Origin of the sequence: Bovifimicola ammoniilytica (genome assembly GCF_025567085.1) — a bacterium.
Classification (GTDB): domain Bacteria; phylum Bacillota; class Clostridia; order Lachnospirales; family Lachnospiraceae; genus Bovifimicola; species Bovifimicola ammoniilytica.
The window spans coordinates 322,402-342,633 of record NZ_JAOQJN010000001.1 but is presented as its reverse complement, the minus strand read 5'-3'; the positions used below and the strand labels follow the sequence as shown (position 1 = coordinate 342,633).

The window sequence follows — 20,232 nt, the reverse complement described above, 5'->3', positions numbered from 1 at the left end:
TCTTTAACAAATTATAAAATTATATTTTTTATAAAATACTTTCTAGCAAATGTTATAAACCGTAAATAATTTACCTGACTTTACTTTTCTTACAGACTCCTTATAGTTGTCCTGACTTATCTTATCGTGGGAGCTTCCGGCAAATTCACATATTCCTTCTCTGTTAAAATCTTCTAATATCTCCTTTGGAAATCTGAAATCACTTGGATATATACGGTTCCATCTGAACAAAATAATTCTATGAATTTCTTGTAAATATGGTTTAATATCCACATTCTCCACAAAACAGAAATCTTCATCTCCTGCTTTGTTAAGAAAATCTTCATCAACAACTATATTATTGAACTCGTCCTCACTAAACTGCCCATATGAATATTCATTCATAAATAACTTTGAGCCTTTTGTTATTTCCTTAATCTTTTCCCTGAGAATCCTGTCCTTACTTACTCTTCTGTTATTAAATAATAAGCCATAATCATCATCTACAACTGTTATAATTATCATATTTTCCTCATTTCCTGCTTGCCATATGGACTGTTTGCTATCTATTTAATTTACATATAGCCATGTGAAAAATTAACATATCAAATAAATTTTTATATGGATTTTACATAGATTTTCACACTATCTACATCTCACGTTAAATGTCTTTGCCACAGCACTGTTTATATTTCTTTCCGCTTCCACAAGGGCAAAGGTCATTTCTTCCAACCTTTCTGCCATCCCTGTAATAGGTTGTCTTACCTGAATGTACAACTGTTGGCTTTGGTCTGCTGTTAATCATATATTCATATGCCTTATACATAGCTTCTCTTAATGCTTCCCTGTCAATGTCTTTAGCTGTATATTTCTCTAACTGCGTAAGAATATCTTCTTCGTATCTAGATTTATCTTCCTTTATAAGCTTGATATCATCTTCAATTGTCTTATAACTATATGGATATTCTTCCTTAATATATTCTGTTTCTTCGCTATGTTCATTTAGGTACTGACAGAGATTATAAAAGCTTGTATTTATCTCTATCTCCATCTTTCTCTTTTTATCTTCACTTTTAATTGAATCTACAACGTATCGTCTCTCATATCCTGATTTAAGAACATTTTTCATAATTATTCCTAAATGTCCATCCTCAAAATATTCTGTTGATTCATAAGAAGCATATGCAGAATCTAAAACATCTCTGTATTCTTCACTCAGGTATCCCTTACTATCAATTGTCTTTACAAATTCATTGAATAAAGGACAATACCATTCATTATCCATAAGATTACAGAATCTTGCCAACGTCTCAACTATATATTCCTGCATTAAATCATTCATTGTAATGTTGTCTAAGAATTCAAAATATTCACTTACATCTTCCTGGTATTTTCTATTGCTGTCCTGAATATCCATCTCTAGAACTTTCGGATACACTCTGGCTAACATAATCTTTACAGCCTCGATATCCTTACCCTCTTCATCATTAAGTATCCATTTACAAATATCTCTTGCTTTATCATATCTGCAATCATCTTCATAATCCATTGCTTTGCTGTAATTCCCAGCAAATTTCTCCGGAACTGCTTTCAGGTTCTCTTCTTTCTTCTTACTATTAAATCTGGCATTTCCCTCTTTTATAGCATTTAATACTTCTTTATTATTTTCTTCCATTTTATATTCTATCTCCATTCCGCTTATACTTGTTATATTTAAAATGTGTTATATAAATATATATAATTTTAACGTTGTATCAATTTTACGTCAATATATTATTAATTTTAATACAATCCACTTCAGTTTTTATACAATTCATTTCAATTTTAATACAATCCACTTCAATTTTTATACAATTCATTTCAATTTCCAATTGACATAAATATTTCTGCTTATTATTATATAATATTAGTTATAAAAATTAGTAGTCTTATACATTTTATCGGTATAAGATGATATTAATATTATACGAATGAGGATTAATGTGAAAATAATGCTAATACGATTATTTCACATGGCTATTTGTTTCTGAACAAAAGCAAATAGCTCTATGGCAGATGAGAAATCGCCTGTGCGAATTTCTCATCTCCTCTTCGCAGTAAGTTGCTCAGAAATGGAGATTATTATGGCAAACAATTCTAAAGAAATGGATATGCTAAATGGCAATCTTTCAGGTAAGCTTATTCTTTTTGCTTTACCTCTTGCTTTCAGCAGTATTTTACAGCAATTATTTAATTCAGCCGATGTAGCGGTTGTTGGAAGATTTGCAAATAGTAACGCGCTTCCAGCAGTTGGAAGCTGTGTCGCCATAGTCGGTATATTTGTAACCCTTATTGTTGGTCTTTCAGTCGGACCTAATGCTGCTTTAGCTAATCTTATAGGTCAGAACAAACGTGAAAAAATTCATGATATGGTACATACAATAATTACATTCGGATTGGTTCTTGGACTTGTATTAATGGTAATAGGTATGATTACTGCCAAAACTATTCTGATAGCTTCAGGTACTCCACATGAAATCTTAAACGATGCAATGCTCTATATCGAAATATATTTTATCAGCATACCATTTATGGTTATTTATAATTTTGGTTCGGCAATTCTAAGAAGTGTCGGTGATACAAGGCGGCCTATGTATTATCTTCTTATTTCCGGTGTCGTAAATGTTGCTCTTAACCTTTTATTAGTTATCGTATTTCATCTTGGTGTTTCAGGTGTGGCAATCGGAACTGTAGTATCTAATATAATTAGTGCATTTCTTGTTATGCGTTATTTATGCACAAGACAAAATGAATTCAAATTCATTTTCAAGGATATGGAAATAAATAAAGAACATCTAGGAAAAATTCTTGCAATCGGTATTCCAGCCGGTATTCAGGGTGCTTTATTCTCTATTTCGAATATTTTCATTCAATCAGGAATTAATTCGTTTGGTTCAGATGCAATTGCCGGTTCATCACTTGCATTAAATTTTGAATATTTTACATATGATATATCGTCTGCATTTGCACAGGCTGCGGTTACATTTATCAGCCAGAATTACGGTGCAGGAAATGTTAAGAGATGTAATAAGATTTTCGGTCTGTGCCTCTTATATGGCTTCACATTTACAGAAATATTAAGTGTTATCTTCTTAATATGGGATGGCTTCTTCGTTAGCATATATACAATAAGTCCTACGGTTGCCGCTTATGGACTTATCAGGCTTCATCATGTAGGTTCACTTGAAGGACTTACAGCTACTTATGAGGTTGGCAGCTCAGCACTGAGAGGTATGGGTAAATCTTTAGAACCTGCCATAATAACAGTCCTTGGTACTGTAGTATTCAGACTTATATGGTTATATACTATCTTCAATGCACACAAAACATTTGATATGCTTATGAATGTCTATGTAGTTTCGTGGATATTTACAGGTACATTGATTTTCATAGTATATGCAAGATTTATGAAAAAGCATTTGGCTAAGAATGCATAAGTTTAATACTTTTATAGCCAGGTTTTTAATTTCTTGAGCCAATCATATGGCTAAAAACACATAAATTTAGTATTCCATTCGGTAGACTGTCAGGATTCCACCAAGATATCCCGGAAAGAATGCTGAATATCCCACAAATACAACTAACCAGGTTATGGTTTTAAGTGCTATCTGACTGATAATTGTCCAGAATCCAAAGCCAATTATTCCGCAACACAGAATATTTAATAGCACAAAAGCCATAACCTTTTTATTTCTACTCCACTCTTTTTTTCTGTAATAATTCCATAGGAATTTCATCTGTACCGCCTCCTGATTTATGACACATATTTTAATTATGCGATATACTGTTCGCTTTCTTAATCTAAATATATGCACTATACTAGACATCTTTTATTTCATAATTAAAATATATGTTGTACAGGTAAAATTCACTATCTTATTCAGGTAAATTCTATGAATAATTTATGTAAAATCTTTCTTAATAACTTAAATTTTGTATTTATATATCAGGTAAAATATTAATGCAAGGAACTATGTCTATGAAATATCCTTGATTTATGACGTATCGTGCGTGTGAGTTATATGCCGCCATATGCAAAAGCCGGTGCAATAAATCACCGTTCAAGCGAAGCGCGTTTGATTTACTGCACCGTAATAAACTTTGCATAGGGCGGTATTTAATCACACCCGATTAAGGAATATGAAAGGATATTTCATAGACATAGTCTCTTGCATAATCATAAATCTGATAATTAAATACAAAATTTCGTTAATAAAAAGATTTTACTTGGTGATCACTCTTACCATAAGCATAATTATAAGAAAAACTATATTTGCAATGGTAAAAAGCTTAAAATATTCTCCCTTACGTCCCGGAAGTTCTCTGACAATTTGTCGATATGAAATAAGACTTGCCATTGAGGCAATTAATGTTCCTAATCCACCTATATTAGTTCCTATTACTAACAGCCTGATTTTATCGGTAAAACCTGATAATAACAGGGCTGTTGGAACGTTACTTACTATCTGGCTTGAAAGTACTGCAACCATAATTTCATTTCCATTGATAATTCCGTTAATCCAATTTGAAAATGCGGTAATACTTCTTATATTTCCCACAAATATAAAAAAACCTATGAACGTAAACAGCAATGAGTAATCAACATTTTTGAGTGTTTTTCTGTCAAAAATAATATTTGCAAGTAAGGTAATTACAAATATGTATTTATAATCAATTATTCTTAAAACCACTAAGAGACACAATATAAACATTAGAAAATGCATTACTATTATCTTTTTATCACCATTTACATTTTCAATTTTTATCCAGTCTTTTTCGATTTTTCTATCGACCTTACGGCTTATAAATGCTGTCCACAGAATAATTAAAGCAAGTGACACAACTGTATACGGCAGCATTATCAGGCAAAATCTTCCTAGTGACATACCACTTTTACCATACAGATACAGGTTTTGTGGATTACCTAACGGTGTCAGCATACTTCCCATATTAGCTGCAATTGTCTGTATGCATATCACAGGCAGAATTAATTTCTTTCTCTGTTCCTCTCTTAACATATTGAATACCACAAATGTAAATGGTACAAATGTAATTAATGCCACATCATTTGTAATTATCATTCCACTAAAAAAGCATAGCGTAATAAGAACTAAAATTAATTGAAACAGATTTCTGGTCTTTAATAACAGAAATTGTCCCATTTTCTCAAACACTTCTTGTCTCTTAAGGCCTGCTGTAACCGTCATCAGACAAAATAAAATTGCAAGTGTTCTGAAATCTATATAATCCATATATTTTTTAGAGGGTGGCACTATTATAGCTGATATAATTGCGAGACTTATGGCAATTACAAGCACTACTTCCTTTTTTATAAACTTAAATATCTCTTTATGTTTCATTTTTCTTTTCTGTCCTCGCTTATAAAATCGAAATATATGCCTTATAATTTAGCTTGACAATATTCCTTTATCCAATATATATCGTATTTTATATGACATATCATTTCATACTATAGTCATTTTATATGCTATATTACTTCATACCGTATTTATTCAAATCTACTTTATTATTCACAACTTCTATCCCATCTGCTTCTAAGAGTTTTGCCTGAACATCTCTTCCTCCAAACACAAATTCACTTGCTAATTCTCCCTTGGAATTTACTACTTTATAGCAGGAAATCTTATCAGGTTCGGGGTTTTTATGTAATGCATTTCCAACTGCTCTTGACATTCTTTCATTTCCTGCCATTTTAGCAATCTGACCATATGTTGCTACTTTGCCCTTAGGAATCTTTTTGACTGCCTCGTAGATTCTCTTAGTCGGACTGTCTGTTATTATTCTGTAGCTTTCCTCAATCATTTTCTTAATTTCACCATCAGGTATTGTTCCATCGATTATTATCGTATTCCAATGTTCCTTGTTAAGATGATAGCCCGGAATAACACTTTCATATGCATTTCTAAAAAAATCTCTCCACTCAGGGTCCACTTTCACATTCAGATTAAGATATCCATCTCTTTCATATGTCCATAAGAAAACCTTTTTATTGTCTGTAACACGTACAAGCTGCCAGTTCTGATCATGAAATGGAGCTTCTTTATATGTTCCCGGAAATGATAATCCATAATTTAATACATCTTCTCTTGTAAGCATAAATATTTCCGTATAATCCTATACATTTTCTGTCATAAGATTAACTTATCCTCCTTTAATTTCTTATATATTCTTTACATTTATCAGGTGTGATTTTTCAAAATACTTATCTTGTTATTATATGTAAAATTATACATTACATATATTATTTTCTCAATTATTTTATAGGCTTATATATTATAGACTTAAAAATTAAATTGCATTTTAGGAATTTCATAGACTTAAAGATATATCTTTACAAAATCTTAAGTCTAATATATAATACCACTTGGGAATGAAGTTCTCCCTTGGATAACCAGAACCGCTTATTAGCTGATGACTTCTGTAATTAATTTTATTATTAATTTACAGATATCATCAGCTTTTTTGATGTATAGTGAAAATGTCGCAAAGCAATATACTTTCTTATGTCATCAGGTTTGTATCCATATTATATTAAAATTAGTATTTAGAAAAGAGGTCTATATGTTAACATCGCTTGCATTTATTTTCTTAATCGGACTATCTATGGCAGCTATCTGTCAATGTCTGAAATTACCACGTATTATAGGAATGTTAGTCACAGGAATTGTATTAGGTCCATATGTCCTTGACCTGCTCGACCCGTCAATTCTCTCAATTTCTTCAGAATTACGCCAGATAGCTTTAATTATAATTCTACTTAAAGCCGGATTATCACTTAATCTAAGTGATTTAAAAAAAGTCGGCAGACCGGCAATTATGATGTCTTTCGTGCCTGCAAGCTTTGAAATTCTTGCATTTTTCATATTTGCACCATATATTCTGGGTGTAACAAGAATTGAGGCTGCTGTTATGGGTGCTGTTTTAGGTGCTGTCTCTCCTGCGGTCGTAATCCCAAGAATGGTCCAGCTTATTGATTCAAAATATGGAACGGATAAGAGTATACCTCAATTAATTATGGCAGGTGCATCTTGTGATGACATTTTCGTAATCGTTCTATTCTCAACATTTGTAAGTATGGCACAGGGCGGTCACGCACATATTAGTGACTTTCTTAATATTCCTGTTTCAATAATTCTCGGAATACTGCTCGGTGCAATTACAGGCTTCATCTTAAGTATATTCTTTGAAACAGCATATGCTTACAAACATTTTGTAAGAAACAGTATGAAAGTCATAATTATACTTGGTTTTTCATTTCTACTTATGTCAATAGAAACGTGGCTTAAAGGTACAATCTCCGTATCCGGACTTCTTGCTGTCGTAAGTATGGCCTGTGTTATCAAAATCAAAAGTATAGACGCAGTTTCAAAACGTCTCTCTGAAAAATTCGGTAAACTCTGGATTGCTGCCGAAGTAATCTTATTCGTTCTTGTCGGTGCTGCCGTAAATATCAGATATACACTCGATGCCGGAATTGCTGCAATTCTAATGATTTTTATTGCGTTGATTTTCCGTTCAATCGGTGTCTCTATATGCCTGCTAGGTACTGAACTTACACTAAAGGAACGATTATTCTGTGTAATCGCATATATGCCTAAAGCAACTGTTCAGGCTGCCATCGGTTCTGTGCCTCTGGCTCTTGGACTTCCTTGCGGACAGATTGTTTTATCCGTTGCTGTTTTGGCAATCCTTATTACTGCACCGCTTGGAGCAATTGGAATGGATATGACATATAAGAAGTTTTTGTCACAATCAGATGCAGGTGTATGTAAATAATTCACAGTTTGTTAGAAATTACAGTAAAAGGACAGTTATATAAAATCATAACTGTCCTTTTATCACTCTTATATGCATTACTTATAAGCTAATTGGGTTTCTGCTAATTTCTTAACTTCTTCAATTGAAAGTCCAGAACATATCGTGCACGTTTCTCACAGGCACCTTTATCTGCACGTTGTACCTCAATATTATCTTCAAAAACCCTACTCATAAAAGCATCGTCCATTAATCTAATTTCCTTAATTCTTTTTATAAATGCTTTATGACTTATCATAAGTGGTATTTGGTTTTCATAAGAAGTTCAGGTTTCCAGACAGACTCTAGTTTCTCCATAGTCCAAGCCGCATTTGCAGGACTTGTTGATGGCAATTTAACAGCGGAAGGCATATTTTTATCGCCAAAGAATCTTGTATATAATTCGTATGCTTTTCCACCATTTAAAATTATTTTATTAATATTTGATTTCTTGATAATTATATCTAAATTGTTCACTTCTATATTTCTTATCGAGCTGTCTGACGAGCCTTTTATATCACAGGACTTAATTACATCCCATAATGCAATATGATTTTCTAAAAGAAATTCTTTCTTCTCATCTATTGTCTCAAGTTTTATGTCCATTTTACCATAGATTCTTGGCAAAAGCTTCCAGAACCGGTTCTGTGGATGACCATAATAGAAATTCTGCTCTCTTGATTTCACAGATGGAAATGAACCTAATATTAAAATCTCTGAATCGGCATTAAATACCGGGGCAAATAGATGATTAACGTGTATGTATTCCATAGGGGGTCCTTTCGGTTATTTTAATAATGAATGTATTTATCAAGTACCTTAAATTCTCCTTGCATCTCAATGGCAATATATAATTTATCCATATTATGATTAGCATTTGCAAGACCTGAGATATCGTAAACTGCCTTATCAAGAACATCTCCGGTCACCAGAAAATCATACAAGTTCCAGCCATAGTAATCGCATACAGCCTGAACGCCTGCAAGCTCCATTTCGACCGCTATGCAGCCCTCTGATTTTCTTGCTTCAAACTTTGCCTTAGTTTCCCTGTAAATTGCATCTGTTATCATTTTATGTAAACCTCATTGAGTTTTTATCATAATACATAGGCTGGTGTGTTTTGTCAAGTTATTTTCTTTCCCATAACACAAAAAATAGAAGCCATATCCTGACTTCTATTTTCTTCATATAGTCTGCCTCAATCGTTATATTCAACTTTACCAAACCAGGTTTTAATAATTCCATACGGTGTCTTTGGTGTAACAAAGCTTACCACAACAGCAATTAAAGTAGCTAAAAGTGTTGCCATTATACATGCATTGAAACCAAGTGAGATTGGAAGAATTCCTTTATCTATCAATACATACAACGCTATACCACTGATTATTCCTGTAACAGCACCATATTCATTTGCACGTTTCCAGAATAATCCAAGTAATACTGTATGGAAAAATACTACTGTAAGTCCGCCTGTTGAATAAGTAATGAGTTTAGCAAGTAGCTGTGGTGGATTACATGCTAATAAGAAAATAACAATTGATACAACAATGATTGCCGCAACATTGAGTTTCTTAATCGTCTCTGTTTTCGCATCTTTATTAAATATGTTCTTATATATATCACTGACAACTGTTCCTGCAAGTGATACAACCATACCACCCATTGATGACTGAACAGCGCCACTTACACCTGCAAGTACAAGTCCTGCTGCCCACGCAGGCATTACTTTTACAGCTAATGCAGGGATTGCCAAATCGGCTGTTGCTAAAGTTCCGTCAGCAAATGTATATTTTGTAATAAAGCATAAGCCATTTAATCCTAATAACCAAATTGCCACAACAACTGTTCCAATCTTTATCGCTCTGTGAAGTGTCTTTGTATCTTTGTATGTAAGTGCTGTCATTGTTACATGTGGAAGTGTAAATGTTGTAATTCCCCAAAGGATTGCATATGAAATAGTTGTCTGCAATGCATTTGGACCTAGCAGGAACCATTTCGGATTGCTCTCCATAAGTGACTGAATAGTTTCTGTATATGACAGACCTGTACTATTTACACCAGCGATAAATAACACAAGAACCGAAATCGTCATTATGATACCCTGTATAACCATTGCACTGGCTATGCCTTTGATACCGCCTGTAAGTGCTGCAAGTATAACTAAAGTCGTAAATATCGCAAGACCAATTCTATAATCCTGTCCCGTAAGTATCTGGAATATTCTTCCACCACCTGTAATTGTAGAAACAGCAAAACCTCCAAGGAAAAATAATGTTGCTATTCCACAGATAAGACCTAAAATCTTGCTATAATTGTATCTATTCATAAATAATTCGATAAATGTTTTAGAATTTGTTCTTCTGGCTACGATACCGACTCTTTTACCAAGTAATCCAAGCACCATAAGATTGGAACCTATCGAAAAGAAACAGCAAACCATCCATGTAGCACCAAATGTATAGGTAAAGCCTGGAACTCCCATAAATACACCAGCACCTGCAACTCCTGCTGAAACCATCATTGCGGTTATGATTATTCCACCACTTCTGCCACCTGTGTAAAATTTCGAAAGATAATCTCCTTTTCCATTTTTCATAGACTTTCTTGTAACAATACTATAGATAAGTAAAGCTGCCGTATATATTGCAAATACCGAAATTATTATAAGTCTTTTTGTTGAACTGATATCCATTTACTTATCCTCCTTTTCTTCTGTCTTATAGATGACACCATTTGGTGTGATATCCATATCCTTATAAACATATGTAGCCAAAATAATTACTGCTGCTACAAATCCAATAATAATTATTATTTCGTTAAATATCCAAAGTGGAAAGCCAAGTACCAGACTCTTGTTTCCATTTAATAATAGAAGATTTCCAATCATAAGTGCTGCAAAAGCTATGTATACAACCATTGTTATAAAGAATTCCTTAGTTGTCTGTGTAAATCTTTCATCTGCCTCTATGTCTTTCAGATTATAATCTCTGCTATTATCATCTATGTTATATACTTTTACCACATTCTGTTTTTCTGTCAATTTACTCATATATCTTACCTCTGAAATACTTTTGATTACTTATATATATTTGTTGATAAATATTTGAATGCATTATCAGCACATATTGCAACTATTGTTTTTCCTTTTGCTTCTTCTCTGTTAGCAATAACTGATGCTGCGTTGATTGCAGCCGCTGCTGACTGTCCAAGAAAGATTCCATCTGACTTAACTAATTCTCTTCCTGTTTCATATGCATCATCTGCGTTGACTTCAAGACATTCATCATATGTTACATCAAATTCTTTAAAATATAATATTTCTTTTTCCTTAGGAACATTATGAAATGCTAAAACGCCATCAATTGTATTCTTTTCAGGATGTTTTGCATCTTTCAAAGATTCCTTTGCCGGCTGGACACCAATTATTTTCAGGTCCTTATTCTTTTCTTTAAGATATTTTCCAATACCAACAATAGAACCACCTGTTCCTGCAAGAACTACCAGATAATCTACTTTTCCGCCTGTTGCCTCCCATATCTCCGGACCTGTAGTTCTATAATGAGCTAATGGATTCTCAGGATTTCTTCCCTGATTTATGTAGTAATAACCATGCTCATCTGCATACTTCTGAATAAGTGCATAGAATTTTTCAAATACAAGTCCCTCACTCTGTATGAGTTCAACAACTCCCGGAATATCTTTAAATTCCAGAAAAATAGCACCATAAGCCTTAAGAATCTGTGTCCTTTCCTCAGACACTCCTGGCTGTAATACAACCGCAAATTTATATCCAAGTGCATTTGCATATGCTGCAAGTGCAATACCTGTGTTTCCGCTTGTAAAGTCAATAATTGTATCGCCTGGTTTAATTCTTCCCGCCTTTTCAGCTTCAAGAATCATTGCAATTGCTGCACGATCCTTAACTGAACCTGATGGATTGAAATATTCAAGTTTAGCAAGAATAGTCGCATTTGGATTATTCTTCTTATTGTAATTACCTATTTCAACTAATGGTGTGTTTCCAACAAGCTCTGCAATTGATTTATATACTATATTTTCACTCATTTTACATACCTCCTACGAATCAAAATGCGCATATTCAAATAACTGTGTCAATTTAATAGCTTTATCTACTGCATATAAGCTGAGTAAGGCTGATGCACATCCTGCTGAACCAACATATAGACCTGCATAGCTGACAACTTTATCAGGAATTGTTCTGGTCCATGCTCCATACCATTTTCTTTTATCAGGTTCTTCATCTGATACAGATGAATCTGATATCAGAACTCTTGCTGTTCTTCTGGCATAATCTAAGAATTCCTTTTCGCCCGTAAATTCATACATATGTACAAAATGCTCAAGAATACCGGCTGTTCCACAGCACTGGCACTGTGCATTCCAAAATCCCCATGAAAATCTTTCAGGTGCTCCTGCTCTTATCGTTCCTCTTGATATTCTAATCATCCAATCCTTATATTCTTCTTCTCCTGTTATTTCGTAGAGAATTCTGAATAATAATGTGTGTCCTGCCGGACCATGGCATGTACCTAGATAAAACTTATCATTTGTCGGACCCGTTACCGGATGATCCTGATACGGAATAAGTGCTGCCTCTTCATCACCAACTGCAATACCCTCAAGATATTTTGCACCCTCTCTTGCAAGCTCAAGATATCTTTCATCTTTTGTTGCCTTATATATTATTGCAAACATCCAAGCTGTTCCTGCTGTTCCATGCGAAAAGCCCGGAAATGTTGTTTCTTTTTCAAAGCCAATAAGTGAAAGGTCAAGTAATTTCCAATATTTTCCACCATTCTTTGCTGGTAAAGCATCTTTTGCGATGTAGTCTGCTGCTTTTCTGGCAGCATCAAGATATTTCTCATCACCAAAATGTTCGTATACCTGAACTAGGAAGAATACAAAACCACCATCTGCTACTACATCTTCCTCATTACTCCAATAAAGTCCCTCTTCTGTATATTTACCAGCCTCAAGTAAATCATCTGCAACCTTTATAACATAATTTTTATATTTTTCTTCACCTGTTACATGATAAATGTCATCTAAGAAAAGTGCCTGTCCCATTGGACCATTTGAATATCCGATTGCCCAGCCCGGTACAGGAATAACGCCACCAATATCAGAATTAAGTGTATCTTCATACCACTTAGCACTTGTCTCAATTGAAATTATATGATTTGCTGCTTCCTTTGCTTCTTCAAGATATTTTTCGTCCTTTGTTGCCTCATATAATCTTAAGAAGAAAATACCGATTCCTGCTGAACCGCTATATATATTTGTTGGTCCAAATAACATTATGTCTCTTCCGAAACCATTCTGTTCATCTGGAAAGTTTTTCCATATCTTACCATGTTCAGTTTTGATTTCTAGTGTCTTTAACCAATTTGCTGTTTCAATTGCACTGTTTAAATAATCCTCATCTGTTAATGTTCTAAAAACTTTTGGTATATATTTCATAGTAATCCTCTTTTCTGAGCGACTTGTTAAGAATAATCTGCCGGAGATATGTATAAATAATTTCCAACTTGCCATAAATACTATTTTCCGCTCTTTTTATATTATTCCTATCTGTTTAGTAGGATAATTTGATAAAAAAATATTACCACTAACATATACTTTTGTATAATTCAAAAAACTTATTACCATATATAGACAAAAGCTATAACCTCTTATCCTTTTATTAACTCCAACTTTATAAATGCATTCTTTAATCCATCTGCATCTACCTCATCAGTCACATAATCTGCAACTTTTTTAATTTCATCTCCACCATTTCCCATTGCGACACCGTATGAACAATATTCTAACATTGGAATATCGATTTTTGCATCGCCAAAAGCAATCGTCTGTTCTTTCGTTGCACCAATATGTTTAAGCAACACATCTATTGCATGTGCTTTTGTTATATCCCTGACACCAATGTCTCCGAATAATGCTGTCTCGCCTACTCCTCCCCAGGTTCCATTCTGTAAATCCTTAAACTGATTTCTAGTATCTATATAATCCTGATAAGAATTAAGTATATAGCTTACTTTATTCAAATCATTTCTGTATAGTTCTCCACCAAATATCATATCAGGAAATACATCCTTAACTGTCAGTTTCGAATATTCTCTGCCCTTTCGTTTTGAGTATTCCCTGATAACAGACTCTGCCTTTGTTTCGAACTCTTCACTTCCATATAAACCGCTATTACTTTCTAAATAGAATTCAAGTCCTTTTGTATGCAGCCAGTCAACAATTTTCACACAGTTCTCATAGGAAATAGTCTGATGCATTATTACTTCATTATGATACTCTACATAGCTTCCATTTCCGCCTATCATACCATCAAGTCCGATATCCCATATTTCAGGATATACTTCTGCCCTGCTTCTTCCAGTACAAATGAATACAAGATGTCCATTTGCTCTCGCCTGCCTGATTGCTTCGATAGCTGAAGCCGGAATCTGATTTTCGTAATTAACAAGTGTTCCGTCTACGTCTATAAATATAATCGTGTTCATAACTATGCCTTTCTAGTTTAAACCAAACTGCAGCATAAACTACATGTTGACTTGCATTTGCTATTTCTAATTCTAAATAAATCTGCTGCATACCATAATATTTTTATTATTTATTGCAATTTTATATCAGTCCAAAATGCTCCATAGCATATTTTATTCCATTATCTGAAATATCCTTAGTTACATAATCTGCAATATCTTTCAGTTCCTGTCGTGCATTTCCCATAGCTACACCTATTCCGGCATATTCAATCATATCTAAATCATTTGGTCCATCTCCAAAGGCAATTGTATCCTCGCGTGATAATCCATGTAATTCAAGATATTTTCTCATACCATATGATTTATTAATTCCTTTCATGGTTATCTCACCATCTGTAAGTGCTTTTTGCTCCAGGCTTGAACCTGTAATGTCACATATATCTGATAGTTCTTTTACTATATCATCAATATTCCAATTCGAACCATAGTATAAAACTTTTTGTATATCTGTATGTTCCTCTAAATGGTCAGAAATCTCATATTCTCCCATTATTCGTTTTATCATTTCCGTATTACGGCTGAAATTACTAAGCTGGTTTAATATATAGTCTTTGCATTCTTCATTTAATATCATATGATATCTAGTCATTGCTGCAATCTTAGCACCTGATAAATTCGATGTCTTAACTATTCTCTGCAACACTTCTCTTTGCATAAAATGTTCTGACAATACTTCATTATTCTCTTCAATATATGCTCCTGTTGCACCTATCACTCCATCAAATAACTTGAAAAGCTCCGGATACATCTGGTATTTTGCACGACCTGAACAGATTAATAATTTGTGTCCATTTGCGCGTGCCTGCCTTAATGTTTCAATGGTTGAAGCAGGCATGCGCCCTGAAAAATCATATAAAGTTCCATCAATGTCAAAAAATAGTATCTTTTTCATAGTGTCTACACTCTCAATAAAATATACGATTTCAGTATATTAACTTAGATTTCATCTCCATTGCTTTCAATAACTTTCTTGTACCAATAGAATGAATCCTTTCTTCTTCTGCTTAAGTCACCTGTTCCGTCATCATATTTATCTACATATACAAAGCCGTAACGCTTAGCCATTTCGCCTGTTGATGCTGATACCACATCAATCCAGCCCCATGGAGTGTAACCCATAAGGTCAACGCCATCTTTTACTGCTTCTTCCATCTCATGAATATGTTTACTAAGATAGTCAATTCGATAATCGTCGTGAACACTTCCGTCGTCTTCAAGCTTATCAAATGCTCCGAGACCATTTTCTACTACCATAAGTGGAATCTGATAACGTGAATATAATTCATTCAAACAGTAACGAAGTCCCTTTGGATCAATCTGCCAACCCCAGTCACTTGACTTAAGGTATGGATTTTTAACACCACCGACCAGATTGCCACCTGTTGAATCAGCATCATCAGCAGCAGTAACACAGGTTGACATATAATAGCTGAATGTATAGAAATCAACTTTGCCATTCGCAAGAATCTCATCATCGCCCGGTTCTTTATGGATAACAATATTATTTTCTTCAAAAAATCTCTTTGAATAATAAGGATATGCTCCTCTAACTTGAACATCTGATGTGAACCAGTTCATATTCTGCATTTCTTTCTGACATTTGATTACGTCATCAGGGTTACAGGTCATCGGATACATCGTTGCAAATACACACATATTACCCATTTTGAACTGAGGATAATTATCATGTGCATATTTTACAGCTAATGCACTTGCAATAAACTGATGGTGCAATGCCTGATAATTGGTCTGCTTATCCTCTGGTACTTCTGTAATCGGACCCTCATAGCCTTTGATTGTTCCAAGTGATAAAACTGAACCAAGTCTAGCTGTTCCCGCATTTATCTCATTAAATGTAAGCCAGTATTTGACTTTATCCTTATATCTTTCAAATATTGCCTTGCAATAATTCATATAATACTGTACGCATTTTCTCGATGCCCAGCCATTACATTCTTCAATTAATGCATATGGCATTTCGTAATGTGAAATTGTAACCAGCGGCTCTATACCATATCTATTCAGTTCATCAAAAACTTTATCATAAAATTCAAGTCCTGCCTCATTAGGCTTTTCTTCCATACCTGTTGGAAATATTCTTGTCCAGTTGATCGACATACGAAATACTTTGAATCCCATCTCATGTGCAAGCGCTATATCTTCTTTATAATGATGATAGAAATCTGTCGCCTCACGGCTTGGATATAATGTTCCATCCTCAAACTGTCTTGTGATTCGTTTTGGTGTTGTATGAGAACCATTTGTACAATGATCAGAAACCGAAGCTCCTTTTCCATCTACATCCCATGCGCCCTCATACTGGTTAGCTGCAGTAGCACCACCCCATAAAAAATCTTCTCTAAAAGCACTCATATCTTTATCTCCTTTCAAATATTCAACAAATACTTTATCTATAAACACTTCATCTGCAAATACTTTATCTACAAATACTTTATCTACAAATATATTATCTACAAATACTTTCTATATAACAAATATTTTTTTAAATAATCTGAATTAATTCATCACCACTATCAACCTTTGGCGCATTCGTTGGGATAACGTCTGCATAATCATCTGAATTAGTAATGATTACAGGTGTTGTAACAGGATGTCCAGCTGCCTTGATCTTATCAATATTGAATTTCAATAATAAATCGCCTTTTTTCACTTTATCACCCTGACTCTTCTGTGGCTCGAAGCCATCACCATTCATTTCGACGGTATCCATTCCTACGTGGATTAGAATTTCAGCACCCAAATCTGTTGTGATTCCAATGGCATGTCCCGTTGGAAAGAAAGTTGAAATCACGCCATCTGCCGGAGCATATACCTTGCCCTCTTCAGGTTCTATTGCAATTCCTTTGCCCATTGATTCTGATGAGAATGCCTCATCTTTTACATCTGCAAGAGCCACAACATTTCCTTTAATTGGAGCTGCTATTGAGACTTTAGTTTTTTTAGCTGCCTCTGTTTTTAAATTACTATCTGAATTGTTTTTTACTTCTTTTTTAGAACTATTCTTGTCTCCATCTTTATAGAAAATCATTTCAAGTATAAATGAAACAATAACGCATATAATTGAAACAATAATTCCTATAATCATAGGTTTAACATCTTTATTATCAGGGTTTAAGAACATTGTATAAGAGAACACTCCCATTCCTGCCATCTGATAATCACGAACACCTAACATACAGAGCACTGCACCTGCCACACCTGCTACTGCACAAGTTCTGAAAAATGGTGCTTTCTTTGGAAGTGTAATACCATAAATAGCTGGTTCTGTTACACCTGCAATACCTGAAATAATTGCTGGAGGACAAAGGCTCCTAAGCTTCTTATCCTTAGTCTTAAACATAATACCTAAACATGCACCTGTCTGTGCAAATGTAGTTCCGAGCATTGCTGTTAATATTACTTCACCGATAAGTAATCCATTTGAATCAAGTAATGTCATATTAGAAATAGCAATTGGAACAAGTGCCCAATGTAATCCAAACATAACTAATATCTGCCAGAAGAAACCAACTAAGAGTCCCATTAATATTGGACTAAAATGATTTACTGCCTCAAAGCCCATACCAAGATATTTAGATATCTGTGATGTAACAGGTCCTATAACAAATAATGTCAGACAAATGGATACTGTACAGGTAATAAGTGGTACTGTAAATGTCTTAATTGTGTCAGGAATATATTTCTTATAAAGTCTTTCAAACCATGCTGCAAAAGCAACCGCACAGATAACTGGAAGTACTGTACTTGTATAATTACCTGTAGATGGTGAAATAACCGGAATACCAAATAATTTAGAAATATCGTATGTTCCATTATTGAGCATATATGGTGAAACCAGTGCCAGACCAATTAACATACCCTCCATCTCTGGAAGTTTAAACTTCTTAGCAGCCGTGAAACCAAGAATAACTGGCATAAAATAAAATGCTGTATCTCCAATTCCATATAAAATGTTATATGTTCCACCTGCGCCATTTACTACCCCAAGTGTTGAAAGCAATGTCATAACGCCTTTCAAAATACCACATGCACACAATACACCGAGAAATGGTGAAAACACACCTGTTATAATCCCTACAAATGTATTGAATATTCCCTGTTTCTCTTTTGGAGAATCATCATCATCTGCGCTGTCTGATTTCAATGATTTGCTCTCTAAATGTCCTACAGATACAAGTGAATCAAACACATCCGAAACATGATTACCGATTACAACCATATATTGTCCACCTGATTTAACAACGGTTACAATTCCATCTGTTTCCTTTAATATGTCCGTATTTGCTTTAGATTCATCCTTTAATCTGAATCTGAGTCTTGTCACGCAATGTGTGACATTAATGATATTGTCCTTACCACCTACATTCTGGATAATAATTCTTGATAAACTATCATATTTACTAGCCATAACGTATCTCCTTTCTACTGTACACTTAATTTTACGTTTTTAACTTGTTCAAACAAGTTTTCTTGTTGTGATTATATTACCATCTTGTTTAAACAAATTCAATACCTATTTTAATTTTCGTCAACTTGCACAACACTTGTTTAAACAAATTGTGCATAGTGTCAAGAATTTGTTTAAACATCTTGCAAATTTGAAGATGCGGTTCTATAATATTTATGAAGATAATGAGTCAGAAATAAAGACAGCAAGAAAATTCGCTTAGAAACGAGGATAGTGAGAAAGAATTGCGATTATGCGCCAATTCTTTCTCATAGGTAATTGTGTCGCAGACGTCACAATTACCTATTATCGCAGAACAAAATTTCAGATTTTGTTTGTGATTTCTCCGACGCAATGCGTCTGCGGAAATGGAGTTAATATGCCAAAATCGATTTATGAACATATATATGAAGATCTAAAAAATAAAATTGAAAATCAGGAATATGCAACTCTTCTCCCCTCTGAAAATGAGTTGACTAAAATATATAATTGTTCCAGAAATACTTTACGAAGAGCCATTTCGAAGCTAACAAGTATAGGATATACCCAACCAATACACGGTCGTGGTGTACATATTATTTATACTCCTACCCAGCCTAAACAGCATTTTCCAAGTATGAGTTCCTTAGACGGGTTATGTCAGCTTGCTTCTGAACAGGGATTCGAAGTTTCTAATAATGTAATTACGTTCACTGAGTTAATTATTGATAAACACCTGTCAGAAAAAAGTGGTTTTGAAGAGGGAACGGAAGCATTCTTTATACAACGCTTACGTTCTGTTAACGGAATTGCCAAAATGATTGACAATACTTTACTCCGTAAATCTCTTGTACCTAATCTTAATGAAGATGCTCTGAAAGGATCACTTTTCAGATTTATCGAGGAGGAGGCAGGTATGACTATCCAGACCGTAAAACGATGTGTCACAATTGAGAGAGTCACACCTTTCGATGAGAAATATCTATGTCTTGATGGATACAATTGCCTCGCTGTAATTACCTCCCATGTCTATAATGCAGACGGTATACAGTTTGAGTTTACCATTTCACGAAACAGACCGGATATATTTGAGTTTAATACGGTGGTGTCGAGAAATTCGTAGGCAGGAATACTTTCCATATACATGTAATTATAAAAAAGAAATATGTTAATAGATAACACATATGCTACTTCTGAGCATACTCACCAATTTCTGTAGTACTATCAAAGCAGGTATCATATAGGTATCACAATAAAAGAAAAAGTCCCATAAATGGCTTGTTTACGCCATTTATGAAGCTCTGTTTTCTATTCAAACTCTTGGACAGAGAGATTTATCTGGCTGTTTCTCGGTACACATTTATGCATTTTATTCTTCAT

Annotated in this window: 18 protein-coding genes and 1 riboswitch; of the genes, 3 read left to right on the top strand and 15 right to left on the bottom strand. The window is 34.1% G+C overall.

Annotated elements, in window-relative coordinates; all coding sequences use genetic code 11:
• Positions 1 to 42: 42 nt before the first annotated feature.
• Both OCV48_RS01535 and OCV48_RS01530 read right to left on the bottom strand, forming a co-directional pair.
• Positions 43 to 504: a ribonuclease Z gene (locus OCV48_RS01535; RefSeq protein ID WP_147590942.1), complete on the bottom strand. Its 462-nt coding sequence runs from the start codon at positions 502 to 504 to the stop codon at positions 43 to 45.
• A gap of 136 nt (positions 505 to 640) precedes the next feature.
• A complete protein-coding gene (locus OCV48_RS01530) occupies positions 641 to 1,654 on the bottom strand; it encodes a YecA/YgfB family protein (protein ID WP_262558586.1) in 1,014 nt (337 codons plus the stop codon).
• Positions 1,655 to 2,102: 448 nt separating this feature from the next.
• On the opposite strand from OCV48_RS01530, the gene OCV48_RS01525 reads away from it, so the two are divergent.
• The gene (locus tag OCV48_RS01525) at positions 2,103 to 3,455 is read left to right on the top strand and encodes an MATE family efflux transporter (protein WP_262558584.1); all 1,353 of its coding nucleotides are present in this window, start codon (positions 2,103 to 2,105) and stop codon (positions 3,453 to 3,455) included.
• Positions 3,456 to 3,521: 66 nt separating this feature from the next.
• On the opposite strand, the gene OCV48_RS01520 is transcribed toward OCV48_RS01525, so the two are convergent.
• The 3 genes from OCV48_RS01520 to OCV48_RS01510 form a co-directional block, all read right to left on the bottom strand.
• A complete protein-coding gene (locus OCV48_RS01520) occupies positions 3,522 to 3,755 on the bottom strand; it encodes a hypothetical protein (protein ID WP_021983779.1) in 234 nt (77 codons plus the stop codon).
• Between the two features lie 486 nt (positions 3,756 to 4,241).
• Complete coding sequence (locus OCV48_RS01515; RefSeq protein WP_147590940.1) at positions 4,242 to 5,378, bottom strand: SLC13 family permease; 1,137 nt, start codon at positions 5,376 to 5,378, stop codon at positions 4,242 to 4,244.
• Between the two features lie 133 nt (positions 5,379 to 5,511).
• A complete protein-coding gene (locus OCV48_RS01510; RefSeq protein ID WP_147590939.1) occupies positions 5,512 to 6,135 on the bottom strand; it encodes a methylated-DNA--[protein]-cysteine S-methyltransferase in 624 nt (207 codons plus the stop codon).
• A gap of 261 nt (positions 6,136 to 6,396) precedes the next feature.
• Positions 6,397 to 6,467, top strand: a riboswitch (Fluoride riboswitch).
• Between the two features lie 133 nt (positions 6,468 to 6,600).
• Here OCV48_RS01510 and OCV48_RS01505 point away from each other — a divergent pair.
• Positions 6,601 to 7,815 (top strand): cation:proton antiporter, encoded by a 1,215-nt coding sequence (locus tag OCV48_RS01505; RefSeq protein WP_147590938.1) that lies wholly within the window; start codon positions 6,601 to 6,603, stop codon positions 7,813 to 7,815.
• 273 nt (positions 7,816 to 8,088) lie between these two features.
• Here OCV48_RS01505 and OCV48_RS01500 read toward each other — a convergent pair whose 3' ends face one another.
• The 10 genes from OCV48_RS01500 to OCV48_RS01455 all read right to left on the bottom strand — a co-directional run bounded on the left by OCV48_RS01500 (position 8,089) and on the right by OCV48_RS01455 (position 18,834).
• Positions 8,089 to 8,604 (bottom strand): DNA-deoxyinosine glycosylase, encoded by a 516-nt coding sequence (locus OCV48_RS01500; protein WP_147590937.1) that lies wholly within the window; start codon positions 8,602 to 8,604, stop codon positions 8,089 to 8,091.
• Between the two features lie 20 nt (positions 8,605 to 8,624).
• Positions 8,625 to 8,903, bottom strand: a complete 279-nt coding sequence (locus OCV48_RS01495; protein ID WP_262558581.1) for a phosphorylase family protein — start codon at positions 8,901 to 8,903, stop codon at positions 8,625 to 8,627.
• Between the two features lie 128 nt (positions 8,904 to 9,031).
• Positions 9,032 to 10,525: a sodium:solute symporter family transporter gene (locus OCV48_RS01490; RefSeq protein WP_147590936.1), complete on the bottom strand. Its 1,494-nt coding sequence runs from the start codon at positions 10,523 to 10,525 to the stop codon at positions 9,032 to 9,034.
• Positions 10,526 to 10,882, bottom strand: a complete 357-nt coding sequence (locus OCV48_RS01485; RefSeq protein ID WP_147590935.1) for a YhdT family protein — start codon at positions 10,880 to 10,882, stop codon at positions 10,526 to 10,528.
• A 26-nt stretch (positions 10,883 to 10,908) separates the two neighbouring features.
• A complete protein-coding gene (locus tag OCV48_RS01480; RefSeq protein ID WP_021983792.1) occupies positions 10,909 to 11,898 on the bottom strand; it encodes a PLP-dependent cysteine synthase family protein in 990 nt (329 codons plus the stop codon).
• Between the two features lie 12 nt (positions 11,899 to 11,910).
• Entirely contained in the window at positions 11,911 to 13,314 is a 1,404-nt protein-coding gene (locus tag OCV48_RS01475) for a lanthionine synthetase LanC family protein (RefSeq protein WP_262558577.1), read from the bottom strand.
• 212 nt (positions 13,315 to 13,526) lie between these two features.
• Positions 13,527 to 14,363: an HAD family hydrolase gene (locus tag OCV48_RS01470; protein WP_147590933.1), complete on the bottom strand. Its 837-nt coding sequence runs from the start codon at positions 14,361 to 14,363 to the stop codon at positions 13,527 to 13,529.
• 121 nt (positions 14,364 to 14,484) lie between these two features.
• Positions 14,485 to 15,297: a Cof-type HAD-IIB family hydrolase gene (locus OCV48_RS01465; RefSeq protein WP_147590932.1), complete on the bottom strand. Its 813-nt coding sequence runs from the start codon at positions 15,295 to 15,297 to the stop codon at positions 14,485 to 14,487.
• Positions 15,298 to 15,341: 44 nt separating this feature from the next.
• Positions 15,342 to 16,778, bottom strand: coding sequence for a glycoside hydrolase family 1 protein (locus OCV48_RS01460; protein ID WP_147590931.1), 1,437 nt, complete (start codon positions 16,776 to 16,778; stop codon positions 15,342 to 15,344).
• A gap of 130 nt (positions 16,779 to 16,908) precedes the next feature.
• Positions 16,909 to 18,834 carry a beta-glucoside-specific PTS transporter subunit IIABC gene (locus OCV48_RS01455; protein WP_147590930.1) on the bottom strand — a complete coding sequence of 642 codons (1,926 nt, stop codon included), beginning with the start codon at positions 18,832 to 18,834 and terminating at the stop codon, positions 16,909 to 16,911.
• Between the two features lie 418 nt (positions 18,835 to 19,252).
• On the opposite strand from OCV48_RS01455, the gene OCV48_RS01450 reads away from it, so the two are divergent.
• Positions 19,253 to 19,975: a GntR family transcriptional regulator gene (locus OCV48_RS01450; protein WP_262558576.1), complete on the top strand. Its 723-nt coding sequence runs from the start codon at positions 19,253 to 19,255 to the stop codon at positions 19,973 to 19,975.
• The last annotated feature ends 257 nt before the right edge of the window (positions 19,976 to 20,232 follow it).